The following is a 16,133-nucleotide window of genomic DNA, read 5'->3' on the forward strand; positions in this document are numbered from 1 at the left end:
TCTACGCAGCCCTCGCCTTCGACTAATAATAAAACTGGGAATCCTTCGTGGACTGATGCGATCGCCTGGAACGCTTCCTCTTCCCGATAGGCTTTCCAGGATTTTTCCCCCTTGTTCCAGACGGGCAATCCATCCTCGTTCAGATGGCATTGCCGGAAGGTCTTGCGATGACCCTTTTTGCTGGTGTCCTCCCACTCAAACCGATACACCGCTTGGTTGCTGCTGTAGCGGTACACAATTTCAGTGGCGTGGGCTGGCACTCCCTTCGGCAAGAAACTCGCCTTTTGTGGCTGGGGTGCTTCTCCCGGACTGACTCGCACAACCACCGGCTCTCCCTTGGGCATCCGCGCTGGGGATGGGGCATCCTGACGACGGACAACAGGGGCCAAAATCTTGGTTTGCCAGGGGGCCACTGCCTGCCGGATATCTCGGCACTCGCAGCCATTCCAACATTGATAAGACCCATTTTTCGGGTCTACCGAAAGATTGTTACCGCCGCAAACGGGGCAGTAGTAACGGTTTTTGCCTTTTGCGGGTTTCAGATTACCGATGAAATTCCGGATATCGAACGAAGAAATTTGTCCAGAGACTGGCGAAATCTGCTGAGAAATGCTACCTTGTTGGTAAAGCATTGTTATTAGCTCCTGGTGCTTTCAGGGGTTTACTTAGAGTCGGGGTGGTTCCAACACCTCGACTCATGCTTTTTATTATACAGATTTTTCCCCGCCGCAACAAAAATTAAATTGCTAAGAATTGCAACAGTGGAATCCCTTGCGCCAATTGCGTTCCAATTCCTAGCCCGTTAGGAAATGAGGCTTACGTTAATGCCATTTGTAATCCATTTTCCGTTCGTTTACAATCCGGTTTAAAATCGCTCTAACGCTTACCGTCTCTAGCTTTGATGAATTTTTGCTAGATTGGGGCGAAGTGAGAAACTGTAAACGTTACAGTTTGGCACTATTGCGATTGAGTGAGACGAAACTGCAAAGGTTTTCAGTTTGGTGCAAGGGTCCCACTCGCGCCGGTGGTAGTTTCATTCATCCAGTTCGCCGTAGTCTCGAATTTGGTCCCAGTCCATCACCGCTGGGAATGCGAGTGTCGAGCCGTTTGGGTATTGCGCGGAAACGGGGGCGGTTCCAGGATGCGATCGCATCTTAGCAGCACCGGCCCTGCGAGGAAATTCGGGTAGCTTTTGGGATGGGACTCGCCTCAACTTAGCGACCAGATTGCAGTCAAGTTTCCCAGCCTGATGCTGATCGCCTGCGGTCTGGTTCCACCCATCCTAAATCCAGCTCCGAAGATTAAGGCGCAACTGTCACGGTTGGGCTGGGGTGATGTCGGGTTGGTGGGAAAATTGCGGATGGGGCTAGTCTGAGGAGGTGATAAGCCTATGGGCATGACTCCGCTTACCGCATTTAGTTCTAATCCCTTGCCGGTGCAGTGGTCATCAGCCCCAGCCAGCCAGCCCCGAGGAAATGGAGGGTATCCCTCAGAGGCGATCGGCTGGTGCATCCCCCATTATCCGAATCCACTCCAGTCAGCTACCATCTTTGCTTATTCTGGCTCCTCTTCCGGTTCTTCTTCTACCCACCACCGAAATAAGATAGGTTCTTCCTGGTTGTTGACGGTAATCAGAGTTAAGCGCTGACCATACCCATCACCAAACCAAGCGCGACAAAATCCGGCTCCCGTTCCGGAACAATCCTGGAATTCGGGATAGCCTAACTCATTGACCATCCGACCTAGCAACCCGGTTAATTTATCCTTTTGGCTCAGGTCTCGATACCGAGTTAGCCATCCTTCGTGCAACAGCAATTCTCTGGCTTCAGAGTAAGGCATATTCTGACGTAAAGCCTCGGGGATTTCTTGGGCAGTTACAATCCCGGGCAATAGCGCAACATTCAGAGTGATGACGATTCCGCGAGCAAGTGCCTTTCGCATACTGTTTTTTGGCGAGTTGTGGTTAATGAAATGGGTGGAGCTTTTGAAGAGGCAATGGTATTTCAACCGCCTCCTCAGAAGTTCTAAGCTGACTGAACTATTGAGCTTGAGCAGCTTCCTGGATATAGCGTGAAACATTCCGAATTGCGGCGAGGGCGTACTCATTCCCCAGGTCAAACGCTAAGGCCCGTTTGAAATTGACCAAGGCAGTCTGATAATCCTTCTGATTGGTCGCCGTGTAGCCCAAGTTCATGCAAGTTGTATAATCGGCACAAGACCCAGAGATTGGCCTCACATAGGGTTCTAAAATGTTGACCATCGAGAAGGCTTCAACATTGTTGGGCTGCAAGGTCAGTGCTTGCTGGAAATAGCTGAATGCGCGGTCTGCATTGGCTTCCATGTAAGCAGTACCCTGACTCATGCAATCGTCGAAGGTCAAACAAGTGCCCCCTGAGCTTCCTCCGCTCGGGGCTGGACTGCTTGGGGCTGGACTGCTGGGTGATGAATTGGAACCCGAATTGTGGCAGTGGTAGTCTCCATTTTTGCGGTCGTTGTGGCAGCCGCTGGAATTAGTACGGCCTGAATGGGACCAACCGGCGTCGGCTAAAGACACGAGAGAAAGGGCCAAAAGTGTAGCGGTCAACAGTTGATGAATTCGCATATTTTCGTGGTGTCTAGTATTTTCGAGGCTCATGACCCGCAACGGTGGAGAGCTTCTCGATACCTTATTGACCCCTGATAGCTAAACTGAAACCCTTTTCAGTTTGAATGATGCTAATGACTACATCGCAGACTAAATGGATTCCCAAAGTCTGACTGGATTACTCCGGTTTCACTCGCCTGGTAATATCCGCGTCATCGGTCCCAACTTTGGTGTTGCATCCTATTCAAGCTACTTTACAGTTTGAGGGGACGGGTCCCGGTGAACCAGTCAGTGCTTCTTTGAGGATGCGATCGCAATTGTGGGGCAACTCTTTGCGTCGGACTAATCTGCAAGCCATTCTAGTTTGGGGAACAGGTTCCGGCAGGCGATCGCAATTTTCCAGCAACTCTCCAGCTAGGACCAGCCTGCAAACCGTTACAGTTTCGGCGAGTCCTGGTTCACTCTGTCCAAGCCGGTTGCAGACGCTCGAAAATTCTCTGCTTAAGGTTGAGAATCACTTCCTCGGGTAGCTTGTCGTTCATCATGACGAGCATGGTTTCCAGTTGGCTCTTGTCTAGTTTTTTAGCCATGTCGGCGGGAAGTTGGCTATAAGTTAGTCCATTCAGTTCGGGTTTCAACTCAAGACCTGTTAAAGTCAGGTTGTTCTCGTAGAAATCTCGTAGCGCAAAAAGTCTTTGATGCCCGTCGATTAATTCGTGATGGTTGTAGCTTGTCTCGTAAAAATAAAGGGGGCTGCTAGGAATATTGACTAAAAGCGACTCAATCCATTTAGACTGTTTTTTGGGACTCCATTGCTTTCGTCTTTTTTCAGGTGGTAACAACTGAAGAAGATGCGGTTGCTTTAATCTTGCAAGCAAGTCTGGAATCCGTGCTCTATCCATTTCATTCACGATAAAAGGTTCATTTATCTGAAAATCAGTGAAACTCATGTTAAATGGTCCATTTTTAACGGAATTATTGGGGTGGGACATCACTAAAACCTGGAATTGTTATAGCTTTTTATTCTAGCATCATTCTAGTGAAATGTACGCTATAATCAAGGGCAAATAACGCCACAAATCATGACTTTCTCGAAGAACCAAATCAATCGTGCAGGGGACATCCTCCAAGCTGAGTCTGCTGAACCCACCGAACGCCGACAGGCAGCTAACCTGCTCACCGCCTGGAGACTGGCTCACGGGGAAACGCTGCACCAGTTTAGCCAACGGATTCACCCATTGCTTGACCTGCAACCCGAGGCAATTCTAGCTCAACGTATCAAGCGCTTGCCTTCGATTGTCGGAAAACTCCAGCGCTATCCACAAATTAAACTAGCAAAGATGCAAGATTTGGTGGGGATGCGTGTGATTATGCCCACAATAGAGGCTGTCCGTAATCTGGAGAATTCACTGTTATCGGACGAGAATTTAGTTCGCCACCAGGACTATATTAGCAACCCAAAAGCCACGGGTTATCGAGGGATTCATTGCATTTACCAGTTCGCCAACGAGACTCAACTCGAACTGCAAATTCGTACCCAACAACAGCATTTGTGGGCGACGGCGGTCGAGATGGCGGGGGTGATTCTGGGTGTTGGCGATGGCATCAAAACTCAACAGATTTCGGACGATTGGCTAGAATTTTTTGCCTTGGTCAGTTCAGCCTTCGCTCGGTTGGAAGGAGTGCCGGTGGTCTCGCAACATGAACACCTGTCTGAGTTGGAACTCTACGATGCGATCGCCTGCTTGGAGGAACGGCTAGAGGTATTGGCTCAATTGCAGACAGTGCAGCCGGTCGAGACTCCGGTGGTCAGGGTGGATGGCGATTGGCAGTTGCTCAACTTAAAGCAGCAGCGGTTGACCGTGGATTGCTTAGACTGGGAACCAGCGGTGCAGCGATATGAACAACTGGAACAGGACCTATCCCATCAGCAACAACTCGTGCTGGTTTCGGTGCGGTTAGACCAACTCAGACGCGCCTACCCGAATTACTTCCTCGATATTCAACCCTTTGCGAAACAATTGCAACTTATCCTAAACGGCTAGATTGAGTCCTCGTTCCATCACAGCAAGTCACAGAAAGGTTAAGACTGACTGAGCAGCCCGCCAGCAATTATCGGGATAGTTGGGATTGTTGGCTTCAATCAGGGGAATCCCTATTGCCTGCACATACTCGTGATATTGGGCTAGAGTCGGAGGTGGTTGTTTGCGCAACTCACTCAGAAAATGAATAAAATCAAGCTCTTGACCCCAAAGTGCAACCTGTTTGGCTTGGACATTCTGGTGAATCTGTTGTCCATTCTCGCGAAGTCGCATATCCCCCAGTTTGGGCCAGATATCCACGCTCAAGAAATCGACCGGACTATCGGGTTGCCAGGTCAAGGCATCCGCCACCACAAAACTCACTTTTTCCCAACCCGGCCAGGTACTGGGTTGAGCAATTTTATGGAGCAGCTTTATCACCTTGCTATCTCGCTCAACCACAGTAACCCGCTCGACTTGTTTTTCGGCAATTACATTGAACAGCAGTAATCCCATGCCCAATCCCATAATGACGGTATGGCCGCAAGCATACAGGACATGATGCGCTTGGCTTTCCAGTTCCCGAGGACCTAGACTCATCCATAGGGTGTCACCCTGGCTCAAAATATAGTTGGGGTTAGCGGGTTGTATTGCCGTGAAGTAACCTCCCATAATAAACGCATCCCGTCGCTTTAGGACCCACTCTCCATAGTGTCCCGTCCGATATTTAGGTATTTTGAGGGCTGGATAAGGTGGGGTCTGTAAGCGTTGATGTTCACGATAAGTTTCCGCTAAGGCTGCGATCGCATCAAGGCTTTCTTGGGAGGGTTTGCTAGACATACTAAGTGAGACTAGATTGAGTTGAGTTGACATGGCCGGTGTATCGTTCGACCAACTTCTTGAAATTGGCTTGGCCTTCCTCCAGAGTGTCCGCATAAAGGCCATTGTAGTAGCCCCCATCTTGCGAGTTGTGGAAATGAGCCACCCATTTATCTTCGAGGTAGCGCAGGACAATTTCACCGGGAGCGGTGGCTCCATCGCCGGGGACTGGATGAGTCTGGATTGGGTTCATGTTAGCCTTCTATCTCGGTATCGGTTGAACTGGGACCCACAAATCTTCTAAACACGCCCTCGAAATAGTCCGATTTGTTGTATTGAATCCAGTCAGCGGTGTCTGTGTAACCCAAGGCCACAGCTTGAGCCATAACGACCGCTACATCTAGCATATTTGTCGTGCCTGCCTTGAGTACCGCTATCAACCCTTCCAACACCTCATCAGGAACCTCAATCGGTTTCGTTTCTTGAGGTTGGTTGCTGCCCTCCTGTTCGGGTTCTGGCTTATCGTACTGCATCAATTCGTCAGCGTGTTTGCCCACCGGGTCAAACCCTTCTGGCAACCAAAAGAATTCCGAAGCCCAATAGTCACCTTGGTAATTAGCTATCCACCAGTCATTGGCGACGCCCCCCAGGCAGACTTTCTCAGCGTTGAAATATAGTTTAATCTGTTGCGTCATGATTGCGGTTGCTCCTGCTTTGGCTGGCAATATTGGTCCCGGTTTATTGGCACCACCTCACGGAAACTTTTCCAGGGGTGGACGGTAAACCCAGCCTCAACCTCTTTGGGGAAACGGGCTCTCATTTCTTCGAGGGCCTGTTCCTCATTCTGGGCGATAATATAGTGGCCTTGCCGGACGCTCAAATCTGCATCTTCTTGGCCGCCATCGTCGTACAAGGCATTTCGGGTGCAACGGAATTCGGGCATAGTTGATATAAAAATGTTAGATTACTACGCGAAAAAGTTTGCCACATTGCGAGTGGATCGCAAGCGCGGCCCTGCCCCTCACAAGCCTATTCTACTGCTATCGGTCCTGGAACTGATAGAACGGGGCCACATCCGCCAGAACGCGATTACTTTAGATGCCGAACTGATTGCCGCCTTCTTGAAACTCTGGGGCCAACTCGTCACCACTGACCACCGCTCTGACATTGGCCTGCCCTTCTTCCACCTGCAAGGCGATGGCTTCTGGCATTATCAACCTAAACCCGGCTATGAGGCACTCGTCCAGTCTAAGGCCAAAATCCGCTCCGTCGGGGCCATCCGTGAACTGGTCGAATGCGCCTACCTGGACGAGGAACTGTTCCATCTGCTCCGACAACCCCTCACCCGCGCTCACCTGGCTCAAGTTTTAATGAGTGCTTGGTTTCCCCACCAGATATCTCAGATTGAGAACTTGTTGCGACTGGATGCGTTTGAGGAAATGACTAGGCGCTTTCAAGACAGTGGCGGAGAAATTTACGAGCCGCAAGACTTGGAAGACGAACAGAAAACCATTGTCCGCGATGGGGCCTTCCGCAAAGTCGTTGTGCAAATTTACCAACACCGCTGCGCGTTCTGTGGTCTGCAAATCTTGAATGCGCTCGGTCAGAATATCGTGGATGGGGCGCACATTCTGCCGTTCTCCCGCTTTTACGACGACCGGCTCGACAATGGCTTATCCTTGTGCAAGAACCATCACTGGGCGTTTGATAGAGGCTGGTTTACTTTGGCAGACGACTACCGCATTGTCGTGGCTCCAGACTTGCGGGAAGAGTCGCCCCACACTAGACCCATGCACGAATTCCAGGGGGAGCGGATTTGGCTGCCCGCCCAAACCAAATACCGTCCCCGACCCGAGGCGATCGCATGGCATCGAGACAACATCTTCCAGCAAGCCAGCTAGGGTTCTTCATCGTCAGGTTCATCAATGAAAAGTTCTTGATAGCTATCTGCTAATTGGTAAACGGGAATCTTTGCAGGTTGGCCGCGACCGCACTTAGGATTAGTTATTATTTTAGCTATACGAATCACACCTTGCTTTTTGAGCCGAGCGAGTGCCGTGTAGACTGCTTGGTTGTCCCGCTCAATCATTTCCGCAATCGTAGGGGGGGTTCCCGTGCCGCACTCCACCAGAGCCTCCACGATTTGTTGTTGCAAACTTCCTAGTTTCCGACCCGGTTTGATGCTCGTTTCAACCCGTTCGTACAGGGCGACCTTTTCTGCACGTCGGCCACTTCCTTTGCCATAGTCTGGGTTCGGTATCATCTCCACAACATGAACTAAACCTTGCCGTTTAAGCCTGGTCATTGTACTGTTGATGGGGTTGGGTTCATGGTCGGTCAGTTCAGCCAACTCCGCCGAAGTCGCTTGTCCTGCACGGTCTAGCGCCTCTAAAATTTCATCTTGCAGTTCACCTTGAGGGCGGTAAGTTTGCTGCTTAAACTGGATGATTTTCAGTTGCTTTAAGCATTGCAATATCTCAGCTTTTATCGCGTCTTTATGGTCCTTCTCTAGGGACGTCTTGTCCAAGTCTCTGAGCGCTTGGACTGCATTTGCAATCGCGGTTAGTTTCTCGGCTGGCTCCATTGTTAGTCTTCACCCTCAAACACCAAACTCAAGAGCACCTGTTGGGTAGCGGTTGCATCCGGGTCGGTCTTCATCAATTGAACGGCAGGGTCCCACCAGTCGGCTCCAGTGATGACTTGCATTTTCGTACCCCCAGGAATCGTGACCAGGCACATCGACTTGCCCAAAGATTCGACATGAATCGCATGGCGCTCAACTCGGGCCGTCACCGGGGAGATTTCCAGTTCATCGATAGTGGGACAAGTTTCTGGGCTGGGTCGCTCGACTAGATTGTACTGGAGAAATTGCAATGCTTCGCCTAGGGGTGGGGTGATTTGTAGCCATTGCCGTCCAGCTTGTTCGATGACCAGGCCAGGATAGACAAATTCATCGTGATAAACGGGTTGGTTGACGAGGGATTGGCTCCTAGTGACAAACTCCTCGAACTCGGATAAATTAGGCATGATTCTTATGAAATAACGGATGCAGCGCGCCCGGTGGAAATCCCTCTTTCTTGAGCAAATGTCCGAAGCGATAGTCTTCTTCTAGCACCCCATAGACTTTTGTTTTGAGTGCCATCTGTCGCAGGAATGAACGGGTAAGCACCACCCCGAAATAGGCTACCTCCTCAAGCTCTAAATTCGTCCAAGTGGGTTCAACCACGGCTCCGGTTTCATCAACTAACCAAGCATGAGGCAAAGCCATATCTAAATTCTTAGAGGTGGCATACCCTTCACAGTAGTGCAAGTTTTTGTTTGGCCCAAGCAATTGGTAACAATTCTGATAGCAGGCATTAACCTCACCCTGGAATTTCAATTTGGCTTGCTTGGTAAACGGAATCCCATACGCTAATACTAGCGCTTCCGTGCTTTTGTGTTTGCACGGGTTTTTAGGGTAATTCTGTTCAAAATATTCCCTTTGCTTTTGAAGCAATTCGGTGAGTCGTTCTAGTTCTTTCATGATTTAACTTTGATGGAATTTGGGGTGGCGAGATGTATTAGCAAATCCCTGACGATGAATGAAAAAATCTTGCAGATAATCACTAGCCAGGATGCCATAACATCCAGTTTTTTCGACGGTTGCTTTGACAAAATCAGATTCGAGCGCTATACCAAAATAGCCAGTTATGACGGGTTTCCAAGTTAGGTCATGGATTTGACCCTCTTCAGAGACGAGCCAACTATGTATCAACGGCGTAAACATTCCTTCACCGATGGCATAACCTTCACAGTAAATGAGCGAAGGGTCAGCTAACATTTTTTCGTAGCACGTTTGGAAACTATTCTTTTTCAATGTTTGGAAGCCAGTGGGGATGCACTCTCCAAAGGAACATCCATCGTCTAAAACTAAACCTTCGCTAGAGGAGACCGGACTTTGGTCCGAGTTTCGAGCGTTGCTCTGGTGAATCGCATGGACTGCTTGAAGATACTCGACAATTTGACCAATCAAGTTAATATCGCTAGGGGCAGATTTTAAAGTCATTTGAGTTCGATTCTCCGATATAGTTTTGACTAAATTAATCAGTTGATTGACTAATCTGAATTCTTCTGTTGTCCGGTTTAACTTTGATGGAACTGACGAGCTAGTGCATGGGCTGGAAAACCATTCCGATGCAGTGAAAAATCTAACCTGAAATCGCTTGAGATGATGCCATAAGATTTAGTTTGGGCTACGGTATCTAAGACAAATTTGCGTTCTAACTCAACACCAAAGTAAGCATTGTTTCCGAGTTTCCAAGTTGGGTCATGCACCTGTCCTTGTTCGCAGACTAGCCAAGCATGAAGCACTGGCAAAACCAGACCATTGCAGATAGCGTATCCTTCACAATAAGTCAAGCTATCATTTTCCAATATCCAATCATAGCAAGTTTGGAAGCACTTTCCTTTCATCCCCCGCACTTGAGTCCGAACTCGCTGACTAAAGGAGCGACCGTAGCGTAACACCAAACTTTCGCTGGACATTATCTCCGGTTGAGCATTGCCAGCGGCGGACTGGCAAACCTGATGGACCGCATTGAGGTAGCCAATCACTTGCTGGGTTAACGTGCTACTGATTTGGGCCATACTGCGACAAAACTAGACTATCCATCAAGTCGATGGCGTGTTGATAAGCGGACAGTTCCCCTCGATATTGAGCTTGCAATTGTTGGTCATTTTCAGCAAATTTAATCCGGTTTTGGCAACGCTGAATCTGAATGTTTAGTTCGGTTTTTACATTGTCTATCAACGGCAAAATTGCTTGCTGATTATCTTGCTCAAACCATTGTGTTTTTTGGTTCATTACTTGCTATTATTTGCACAGTTTTGACGGTTTATGTTATCATAGCTTAGACACCTAATCAACATAAAAATGAATCAGATTAGTCAGCTAGGCTTGACCCATTTTAAATCATTCCAGGACCAGCAGATTCAGTTTAGGGCGTTGACGGTCTTATCGGGCCTTAACAATACTGGCAAATCCTCAGTGCTGCAAGCGCTGCTGTTGCTTCGTCAATCCTATCGTGCTGGGTTGCTGCCCGATGTGGGTCTGGCACTCAATGGCGAGTTAGTCAACATCGGCACGGGTCAAGATGCGCTCTGTGGCGAGGCATTAGAAGATTCCATCACGTTCGAGTTACTTGATGAACACGGTAATCTAGCCCGTTGGGAATTTGCCTACGCTCCAGGGACGGATGTTCTGAGTTTGGTCTCGGGTCCAGATTCTGCCGTGTATGAGGCGAGTTTGTTTGGCGATGGGTTTCGCTATCTTGGTCCCGAAGGTTACAGTCCCTTGCAGTTGTCCGGCGAGATTGGCACTTCACGGTTGCGTCACCCATCAGTAGAGTCGCTCAACCTAGAGATGCAAGTCGAGGCATGGTTGGATTCCATGAGTCTGACGAGTGATCGCACCTCAAGAGCTTGGCCGATAGTCGCAGCAGTCCTAAGTTTGGCTCCCGGGTCGTTGCTGTTGCTCGAACATCCTGAAACGCTGCTGCATTCCAAAGCTCAGGTCAAGTTGGGCGAGTTGTTCTCATTGGCCGCCAGTGCCGGAATCCAAGTAGTTGTCGAAACCCACAGCGACCACCTGCTGAATGGGATTCGTCTAGCAGTTCATGGCGGAAGGTTGGCACCCGAGGATGTGCAGATTAACTTCCTGAGTTTGAATCGGCAACGGCTGACTGAGGTAGTCTCGCCTCGGATTGACCGCAATGGACGGATTGACCAATGGCCCAATGGATTCTTTGATAGCTGGGAGAATAGCTTGTTTGGGTTGCTCGAACCGGCAGTGTGATGAGACTAGAAAAAGACTGACAAAACTCTAAGAATTAAACCGCTCATAGAAGTCTCGGCGGTCTTCTTTGGTTGTGTCTGGGTTAAATTGAACCACCCGAATTCTTTGTCTTTTAAACTTGTTCTGGTGAGCGTCAGAGAGATTTAGAAACCGGGTCCCATTTAACTCGGTTAACAGGGTAAGATTACAAAGGGTCAGTTGATTCTGGAGAAATCTTGCTAACGTTTGTAGGCGCTGGCTTCCATCTACGATTTCTAGTCTTATATCCTCGGTTTCATTTTCTGCCAAAACTTCGCTAACATAAAGGCTGGGAATTTGAAAGTCTAGCAAAATTAATTCAATAAACTTAGACTGCCGTTTCTCATCCCAAGTCATTTCTTGTCGATAATCTGGGATAAATAATTCATTGCTATTATCCGCAATTCCGGTCAAATACTTATCGACTAACATTGCAATGGGATAGTCTAGGGTTCTATAGTTAACCTGTTTTTGCTCTTGCCGAATCTGTTGTTCGGCTCTATGTTTTCTTTCTTGGGTGACAATAATTTCAGACATTTTTGGATTCAATTAAAAAAACTAGAATATGCTGCTAAATGCAAAGTTTTCAGCCGCCTTCTAACCATAGCGGAATAAATGGCCTACTGCCACCATTACCTAAGCAATCGTCGTGGTGAGCCGGTACTTCCTTGAGCAGGCGGTAAGCTTAACTAGCGGGGGCGATCGCCACTTGGATGGGTTCCCTTTGGATACCCTGGGCTACAGTGGGACCCATTGCTGAGATGGGTTGCTTGGGCTGCAACCGGATTGGATTGCGCAGTTCAGTAGCTACAGGTTGGGGGCTAGTTCCGGGAGGCGATCGCTCATTTCCACCAGAACTCCTCCCAGTTCTGCCCTAGTTTCGGGTAGAGTACCGTGAGTTTAAGCGAAAGGATGACTCCATTGAGATGCGATCGCCTATCAGTTATTGAGTAACTGAGGTCCCTTGAAACGATTGAGTTAGCCGGTTCTCCTGTCACAGTCCCCAAGCTCTTTCCCTAGATAACACTACACTATCTAGTTGATATCAGATAACTTATTCAAAACTTACCGAAAAACTTGGCAAAATACCAGCAGCCCGCCAGACTGATTTCGGGCTTGTCCAATTCCATCATAGACCCATCCAGAAAGGTCTAATAACATTATCGGATTCGAGTCAAATGGAGTAGGATAAAGCCAACATTAGTTTTACTCGCCACACCAATATGTCATCAGTTCGACTCGCCATTCTCAGCAACGCCGGGGGCAGCGGCAAGACCACCCTAAGCATCCATCTCGCCTACGAACTAGCCCGTCGCGGGTCCAAGGTAGCACTCATCGACCTTGACCCCCAGGGTTCGTTGAGCCTATTTTGCGGGTTGCCTCCAGCGGCCCCAGAGGAGTCCACGGCGGCAGTGTTGAGGGAAGAGTTTGACGGAGACTGGCCCTTAGTGCGCTGTTGGCCGGAACAAGTCGAAGGGGTCGAGTTATGCCCTGGTGGACTCGTGTTGACCCAGACCACCCACGAAATTGCCTTGCATCCGAGGGGGTCGTACTTGTTGGCCGATCGCCTAATCGATTACCCGCTCTCCCACGACTGTCTGATATTCGATTGTCCGGCTACCTTGGGACCCTTGCCGATGTTGGCGTTGGCGGCAGCAACTCATATTCTCGTGCCGGTCCAACTGCAACCCAAGTCGATTCAGGGTTCCTCGAAATTGCTGGAGTGGCTCTACTTGATGAAGAAACAGTTAAGATTGCAGCCCGAGCCGCAGGTGCTAGGATTTGTCCCAAACCAGTCCGACCCGAAACGAGCGGCGCAGCGGCAAATCTTAGAATCGTTGCCGCAAACCTTGGGCAAAATCAACATCAAGTGCTTTCCTCCAGTACGGGACTCAGCGGAGTTTGTGAATGCTAGTGCGGTGGGGTTGCCCTTGCCATTGCATCGCCCGTCGCACCCAGCGAGGAAAGATTTTGACGAGGTTGCCCAAGCCGTCCACAAGCTCATTGGAGGCTAGTCGTGGCAAAAAAACGCCCCCTCGTGGATATGGACAATCTATTTTCGAGCGCGGCCCAAGTGCATCAACTTTCAGAAGCTGAGACCGAAATCCAGCAACTGACCGCAGAAATTGAACGGCTCCGACAAGCTCCAGATTCCAGTGAACTCGAAACCGAACTAGAGCGGTTGCGCGACCAACTTGCCCAAGGAGGCGGCATCCGAGAAATTGCGATCGCACTCATCGAACCGAACCCAGACCAGCCTAGGCAAACATTCACCGCCGAAAGCATCGAGGGGATGGCGGCTTCTCTGGAACGGTTTGGTCAACTCCAGCCCGCGATTGTCATGGAAGTTGCGGATAAATTCTTGCTATTTGATGGCGAACGGAGGTGGCGTGGGGCGAGGCAGCTAGGCTGGGAAACCCTGCAAGTGGTGGTGATTCCTAGCAAGAGCGCGTTGCACCGCGAGGCACTGCTGACCTCGTTGCACCGGGAAGATTTGAATCCGTTGGACAAAGCCGAGGCGATTCTCAAAGAAATCCATCAAGCTAGTCAACTGGAACCTGAGCAAATCATCCGAGAATTGGCCTCGTTAATCCGGCGATTGAGCAAGCACGGCAAACTCCCTCAACTGACCGAACTGGTCAACACCTCCACCCAAACTCAAGCTCAAGGGCTGGAGGAACTGGGGTTGTCAGAAAATGAACAGGTAATTTTGCTAGAACTCCTGAAGCTACAACTGAACCCGGCGAGTGTGAGTGCCAACATTTTCCCGATGGTTTCTTTGCTCGATGACCTCAAACAGGCAATGCGGGACGCAGGACTCAAAGGTTTTCAGGCAGTGGCACTCAACCAACTTTCGCCTAAGAATCTAAACGTCAAACCCAAGAAAGCCGCTACTATCCGCGCCCAGGTGACCGCTCAAGTTCTGGTGGAAAACTTATCGGTTGCCAAGACACGTCAACGGGTCAAGCAGATTTTGGCCCAGCACCAAACCCAAAAGCCTACTCCGCCGACTCAACGTGCGATCGCCACTGTCAGCAAAACCCTAGACAAACTTTCCAGCGAAATCCTATCGAGCGCTCAACCCGAAGAACTCGAACAACTCCAACAACGGCTACGGGACAAACTGGAGGAAATCTCGCGGCTGATGGAGCAACGCTGAACTCAAGGGCCAAAACGCAACAATCCCGCCAGAAGGAGACTGACGGGATTGCCTGTTATCGGAGGTTTTTAAAGAGACTGTTGCCAGTCCATGCTATTGGCATTTGCTATGCTTCTAATCTATCCGAACCTGTCTAAGGCAAGCATCAGCCTGGGGACAGAACCTGCGACCATCGCGCCTATTCCTCGCTGCGTAGGAACTTTGCTAGAATGCAAGGCGGTTGAGTCGGAAGGGGTGCGATGAACAAGAAACTAGCAATTGGTTTGTTACCAGTGGTGGCGATCGCACTGGTGGGATTTTTTGCATTCCGGCCCAACAATACCGGCATCATCCAGGCTCCAGCAGAGGCCAATCTGAACACGGACGAATGGTTAGTCAAGGATATTACCAGCAACGATACCCTTGTAGTTGAACGAGGCCGGGAGCAGCGCCGGGAGCAGCGCGGGGTCAAGCTGTGCGGCATCCAATCGGTAACCGAATCCACCGAGGCAATTGAGCAATTTCTGGCAGCAAGTAACAACCGAGTCGAAATCGCCTTTTTGGGACAAGCCGATGAGACTTGGATTGGCGAGGTCTGGGTCAATGCGGCCACCGAGCAAGAAGAAATACTCAATGGGCTGGTGATTCTGGAAGGACTAGCCGTGGTAGATGAGGACGAGTGGATGAGTTGCCCGAATCAACCAGCTTTGGCAGATGCTCAGGATATTTTCCTAGAACGCCGCAAAACTGCAAACTGAAACGGTTTACAGTTTGGTTTCACCCGCATCAATCTAGTCAAACTGTAAAGTTTACAGTTTAGCTAAGATGCTGACCGCGTAAGAGTTTGGCTGAGATTGCGAGTTTTCCGAACAGGTTCTAAACTGGTGGGAATTGTTTATAAAAATTATTCCAATGACTCCAGCATCAGAACTCATAGAACAATACAAAAAAGCTACCTTTTACAACCGGCGTGAGGCTCTTGGCGAGTTAGGCTACGATGTCGAACCCACGAAAGAGGGCAGGAACGCCTACTATTCTGATGAACAAGTCGAACTATTTCGAGCGTTTGACGAACATATCAAGACTACTGGCTCCACGGAAGGATTCCCGCCCAAGGCTGGGAAACTAACTGTAGCTGAGGAAGAACTAGACATGAACCCGGAAGTTGACCGCGAGTTCGAGTCCAATCCAGGGCTGCACCTGACCGAGGAGGAGTTCGCTCAAGCCCAAGAAGGGGCACTCAGACTCTATGATGAAGCCTCCAAAAAACGTATAGAAATGGCAACTTTAGCCTTGGCTGCCCATTACGCTAAAACGGGACTCTCCCCTAACCCAGAGCAGCAGGCACATAGCTTGAAACTTCAGTGCGAACAGGCTTTGTCGCAACGCTTCGGTTCCCCTTACGAGGTGGCCGATGCTGCTGTGAAAATGGCGGAAAAAAAGAGACCGCGCTAGTCAATGCGGATGCGGCGGTTGCATCATTCAATTGGGTCTTGTCCGTGGAACGGTGCAGCATAGCCCGGGCTTGGATGTTCTGCTGTTCTATCGGTTTGGTTGCCGGGGCGTTAATGGGTGCAGGCTTGGGTCATCCTCGCAATGGTGCGCTCGTTGGTAGCTCGGTTGGGTTCTGCAATGGTCTGGCGGTCTCGGTCTTGCTCCGTACTAAGCCGGTCCGGTTCCAACTCGGCGATCGCATCAACAACTCTTAAGCTCAAGCTC

At 49.8% G+C, this 16,133-nt stretch carries 23 protein-coding genes and 2 pseudogenes; 7 read left to right on the forward strand and 18 right to left on the reverse strand.

The annotated features are described in order from the left end of the window. The 6 genes and pseudogenes from NG796_RS24590 to NG796_RS24610 all read right to left on the reverse strand — a co-directional run. A pseudogene (locus tag NG796_RS24590) lies at positions 1–632 on the reverse strand (helicase superfamily 3); the annotation flags it as partial. A 922-nt stretch (positions 633–1,554) separates the two neighbouring features. Continuing rightward, positions 1,555–1,941 (reverse strand): hypothetical protein, encoded by a 387-nt coding sequence (locus tag NG796_RS24595; protein ID WP_261209940.1) that lies wholly within the window; start codon positions 1,939–1,941, stop codon positions 1,555–1,557. A gap of 97 nt (positions 1,942–2,038) precedes the next feature. Beyond that, positions 2,039–2,380 (reverse strand): hypothetical protein, encoded by a 342-nt coding sequence (locus NG796_RS24600; RefSeq protein WP_261209942.1) that lies wholly within the window; start codon positions 2,378–2,380, stop codon positions 2,039–2,041. An 87-nt stretch (positions 2,381–2,467) separates the two neighbouring features. Next, positions 2,468–2,635: pseudogene (locus NG796_RS26630) on the reverse strand (YHYH domain-containing protein); the annotation flags it as partial. Between the two features lie 193 nt (positions 2,636–2,828). Beyond that, positions 2,829–2,990 carry a hypothetical protein gene (locus NG796_RS24605; protein ID WP_261209944.1) on the reverse strand — a complete coding sequence of 54 codons (162 nt, stop codon included), beginning with the start codon at positions 2,988–2,990 and terminating at the stop codon, positions 2,829–2,831. A 52-nt stretch (positions 2,991–3,042) separates the two neighbouring features. Next, positions 3,043–3,534 carry a DUF262 domain-containing protein gene (locus NG796_RS24610; protein ID WP_261209946.1) on the reverse strand — a complete coding sequence of 164 codons (492 nt, stop codon included), beginning with the start codon at positions 3,532–3,534 and terminating at the stop codon, positions 3,043–3,045. A 132-nt stretch (positions 3,535–3,666) separates the two neighbouring features. Here NG796_RS24610 and NG796_RS24615 point away from each other — a divergent pair, with 132 nt between their 5' ends. Continuing rightward, on the forward strand, positions 3,667–4,629 hold the full coding sequence (locus tag NG796_RS24615) for a hypothetical protein (protein ID WP_261209948.1): 963 nt from the start codon (positions 3,667–3,669) through the stop codon (positions 4,627–4,629). 27 nt (positions 4,630–4,656) lie between these two features. Here NG796_RS24615 and NG796_RS24620 read toward each other — a convergent pair whose 3' ends face one another. Genes NG796_RS24620 through NG796_RS24635 form a run of 4 tightly spaced genes read right to left on the reverse strand, consistent with a single transcriptional unit; the run spans position 4,657 to position 6,367 of the window. Beyond that, positions 4,657–5,478 (reverse strand): hypothetical protein, encoded by an 822-nt coding sequence (locus NG796_RS24620; RefSeq protein ID WP_261209950.1) that lies wholly within the window; start codon positions 5,476–5,478, stop codon positions 4,657–4,659. After that, on the reverse strand, positions 5,447–5,677 hold the full coding sequence (locus tag NG796_RS24625) for a hypothetical protein (protein WP_261209952.1): 231 nt from the start codon (positions 5,675–5,677) through the stop codon (positions 5,447–5,449). The genes NG796_RS24620 and NG796_RS24625 overlap by 32 nt, the downstream gene beginning before the upstream one ends. Position 5,678: 1 nt before the next feature. Beyond that, positions 5,679–6,119, reverse strand: coding sequence for a DUF5049 domain-containing protein (locus NG796_RS24630; RefSeq protein ID WP_261209954.1), 441 nt, complete (start codon positions 6,117–6,119; stop codon positions 5,679–5,681). Next, complete coding sequence (locus NG796_RS24635; RefSeq protein WP_261209956.1) at positions 6,116–6,367, reverse strand: hypothetical protein; 252 nt, start codon at positions 6,365–6,367, stop codon at positions 6,116–6,118. The genes NG796_RS24630 and NG796_RS24635 overlap by 4 nt, the downstream gene beginning before the upstream one ends. Before the next feature lie 13 nt (positions 6,368–6,380). Here NG796_RS24635 and NG796_RS24640 point away from each other — a divergent pair, with 13 nt between their 5' ends. Next, entirely contained in the window at positions 6,381–7,325 is a 945-nt protein-coding gene (locus tag NG796_RS24640) for an HNH endonuclease (RefSeq protein WP_261209957.1), read from the forward strand. Here NG796_RS24640 and NG796_RS24645 read toward each other — a convergent pair. From NG796_RS24645 to NG796_RS24670, 6 genes are all read right to left on the reverse strand, one after another. Beyond that, a complete protein-coding gene (locus tag NG796_RS24645) occupies positions 7,322–8,008 on the reverse strand; it encodes a winged helix-turn-helix transcriptional regulator (RefSeq protein ID WP_261209959.1) in 687 nt (228 codons plus the stop codon). The two genes, NG796_RS24640 and NG796_RS24645, sit on opposite strands and share 4 nt — an antisense overlap. A gap of 2 nt (positions 8,009–8,010) precedes the next feature. After that, positions 8,011–8,451: a hypothetical protein gene (locus NG796_RS24650; RefSeq protein WP_261209960.1), complete on the reverse strand. Its 441-nt coding sequence runs from the start codon at positions 8,449–8,451 to the stop codon at positions 8,011–8,013. Then, positions 8,444–8,947, reverse strand: a complete 504-nt coding sequence (locus tag NG796_RS24655) for a hypothetical protein (RefSeq protein WP_261209961.1) — start codon at positions 8,945–8,947, stop codon at positions 8,444–8,446. The genes NG796_RS24650 and NG796_RS24655 overlap by 8 nt, the downstream gene beginning before the upstream one ends. Before the next feature lie 3 nt (positions 8,948–8,950). Continuing rightward, complete coding sequence (locus tag NG796_RS24660) at positions 8,951–9,469, reverse strand: hypothetical protein (protein WP_261209963.1); 519 nt, start codon at positions 9,467–9,469, stop codon at positions 8,951–8,953. Between the two features lie 77 nt (positions 9,470–9,546). Next, on the reverse strand, positions 9,547–10,050 hold the full coding sequence (locus NG796_RS24665) for a hypothetical protein (RefSeq protein ID WP_261209965.1): 504 nt from the start codon (positions 10,048–10,050) through the stop codon (positions 9,547–9,549). Further along, a complete protein-coding gene (locus tag NG796_RS24670; RefSeq protein WP_261209966.1) occupies positions 10,034–10,267 on the reverse strand; it encodes a hypothetical protein in 234 nt (77 codons plus the stop codon). Before NG796_RS24670 ends, NG796_RS24665 begins: the two co-directional genes overlap by 17 nt. A 69-nt stretch (positions 10,268–10,336) precedes the next feature. On the opposite strand from NG796_RS24670, the gene NG796_RS24675 reads away from it, so the two are divergent. Further along, complete coding sequence (locus tag NG796_RS24675) at positions 10,337–11,257, forward strand: AAA family ATPase (RefSeq protein ID WP_261209967.1); 921 nt, start codon at positions 10,337–10,339, stop codon at positions 11,255–11,257. A gap of 27 nt (positions 11,258–11,284) precedes the next feature. Here NG796_RS24675 and NG796_RS24680 read toward each other — a convergent pair whose 3' ends face one another. Next, complete coding sequence (locus NG796_RS24680) at positions 11,285–11,812, reverse strand: DUF262 domain-containing protein (protein WP_261209968.1); 528 nt, start codon at positions 11,810–11,812, stop codon at positions 11,285–11,287. A 686-nt stretch (positions 11,813–12,498) separates the two neighbouring features. Between NG796_RS24680 and NG796_RS24685 the strand changes: the two genes are divergently transcribed. From NG796_RS24685 to NG796_RS24700, 4 genes are all read left to right on the forward strand, one after another. Next, positions 12,499–13,290, forward strand: a complete 792-nt coding sequence (locus NG796_RS24685; RefSeq protein WP_261209969.1) for a ParA family protein — start codon at positions 12,499–12,501, stop codon at positions 13,288–13,290. A gap of 2 nt (positions 13,291–13,292) precedes the next feature. Then, a complete protein-coding gene (locus NG796_RS24690; RefSeq protein WP_261209971.1) occupies positions 13,293–14,435 on the forward strand; it encodes a ParB/RepB/Spo0J family partition protein in 1,143 nt (380 codons plus the stop codon). Between the two features lie 239 nt (positions 14,436–14,674). Next, complete coding sequence (locus NG796_RS24695) at positions 14,675–15,172, forward strand: hypothetical protein (protein WP_261209973.1); 498 nt, start codon at positions 14,675–14,677, stop codon at positions 15,170–15,172. Between the two features lie 154 nt (positions 15,173–15,326). Further along, entirely contained in the window at positions 15,327–15,869 is a 543-nt protein-coding gene (locus tag NG796_RS24700) for a hypothetical protein (RefSeq protein ID WP_261209976.1), read from the forward strand. 110 nt (positions 15,870–15,979) lie between these two features. Here NG796_RS24700 and NG796_RS24705 read toward each other — a convergent pair whose 3' ends face one another. Then, entirely contained in the window at positions 15,980–16,129 is a 150-nt protein-coding gene (locus NG796_RS24705; RefSeq protein ID WP_261209978.1) for a hypothetical protein, read from the reverse strand. Positions 16,130–16,133 lie beyond the last annotated feature (4 nt).

Source organism: Laspinema sp. D2d, from assembly GCF_025370755.1.
In the GTDB taxonomy this organism is placed as follows: Bacteria; Cyanobacteriota; Cyanobacteriia; order Cyanobacteriales; family Laspinemataceae; genus Laspinema.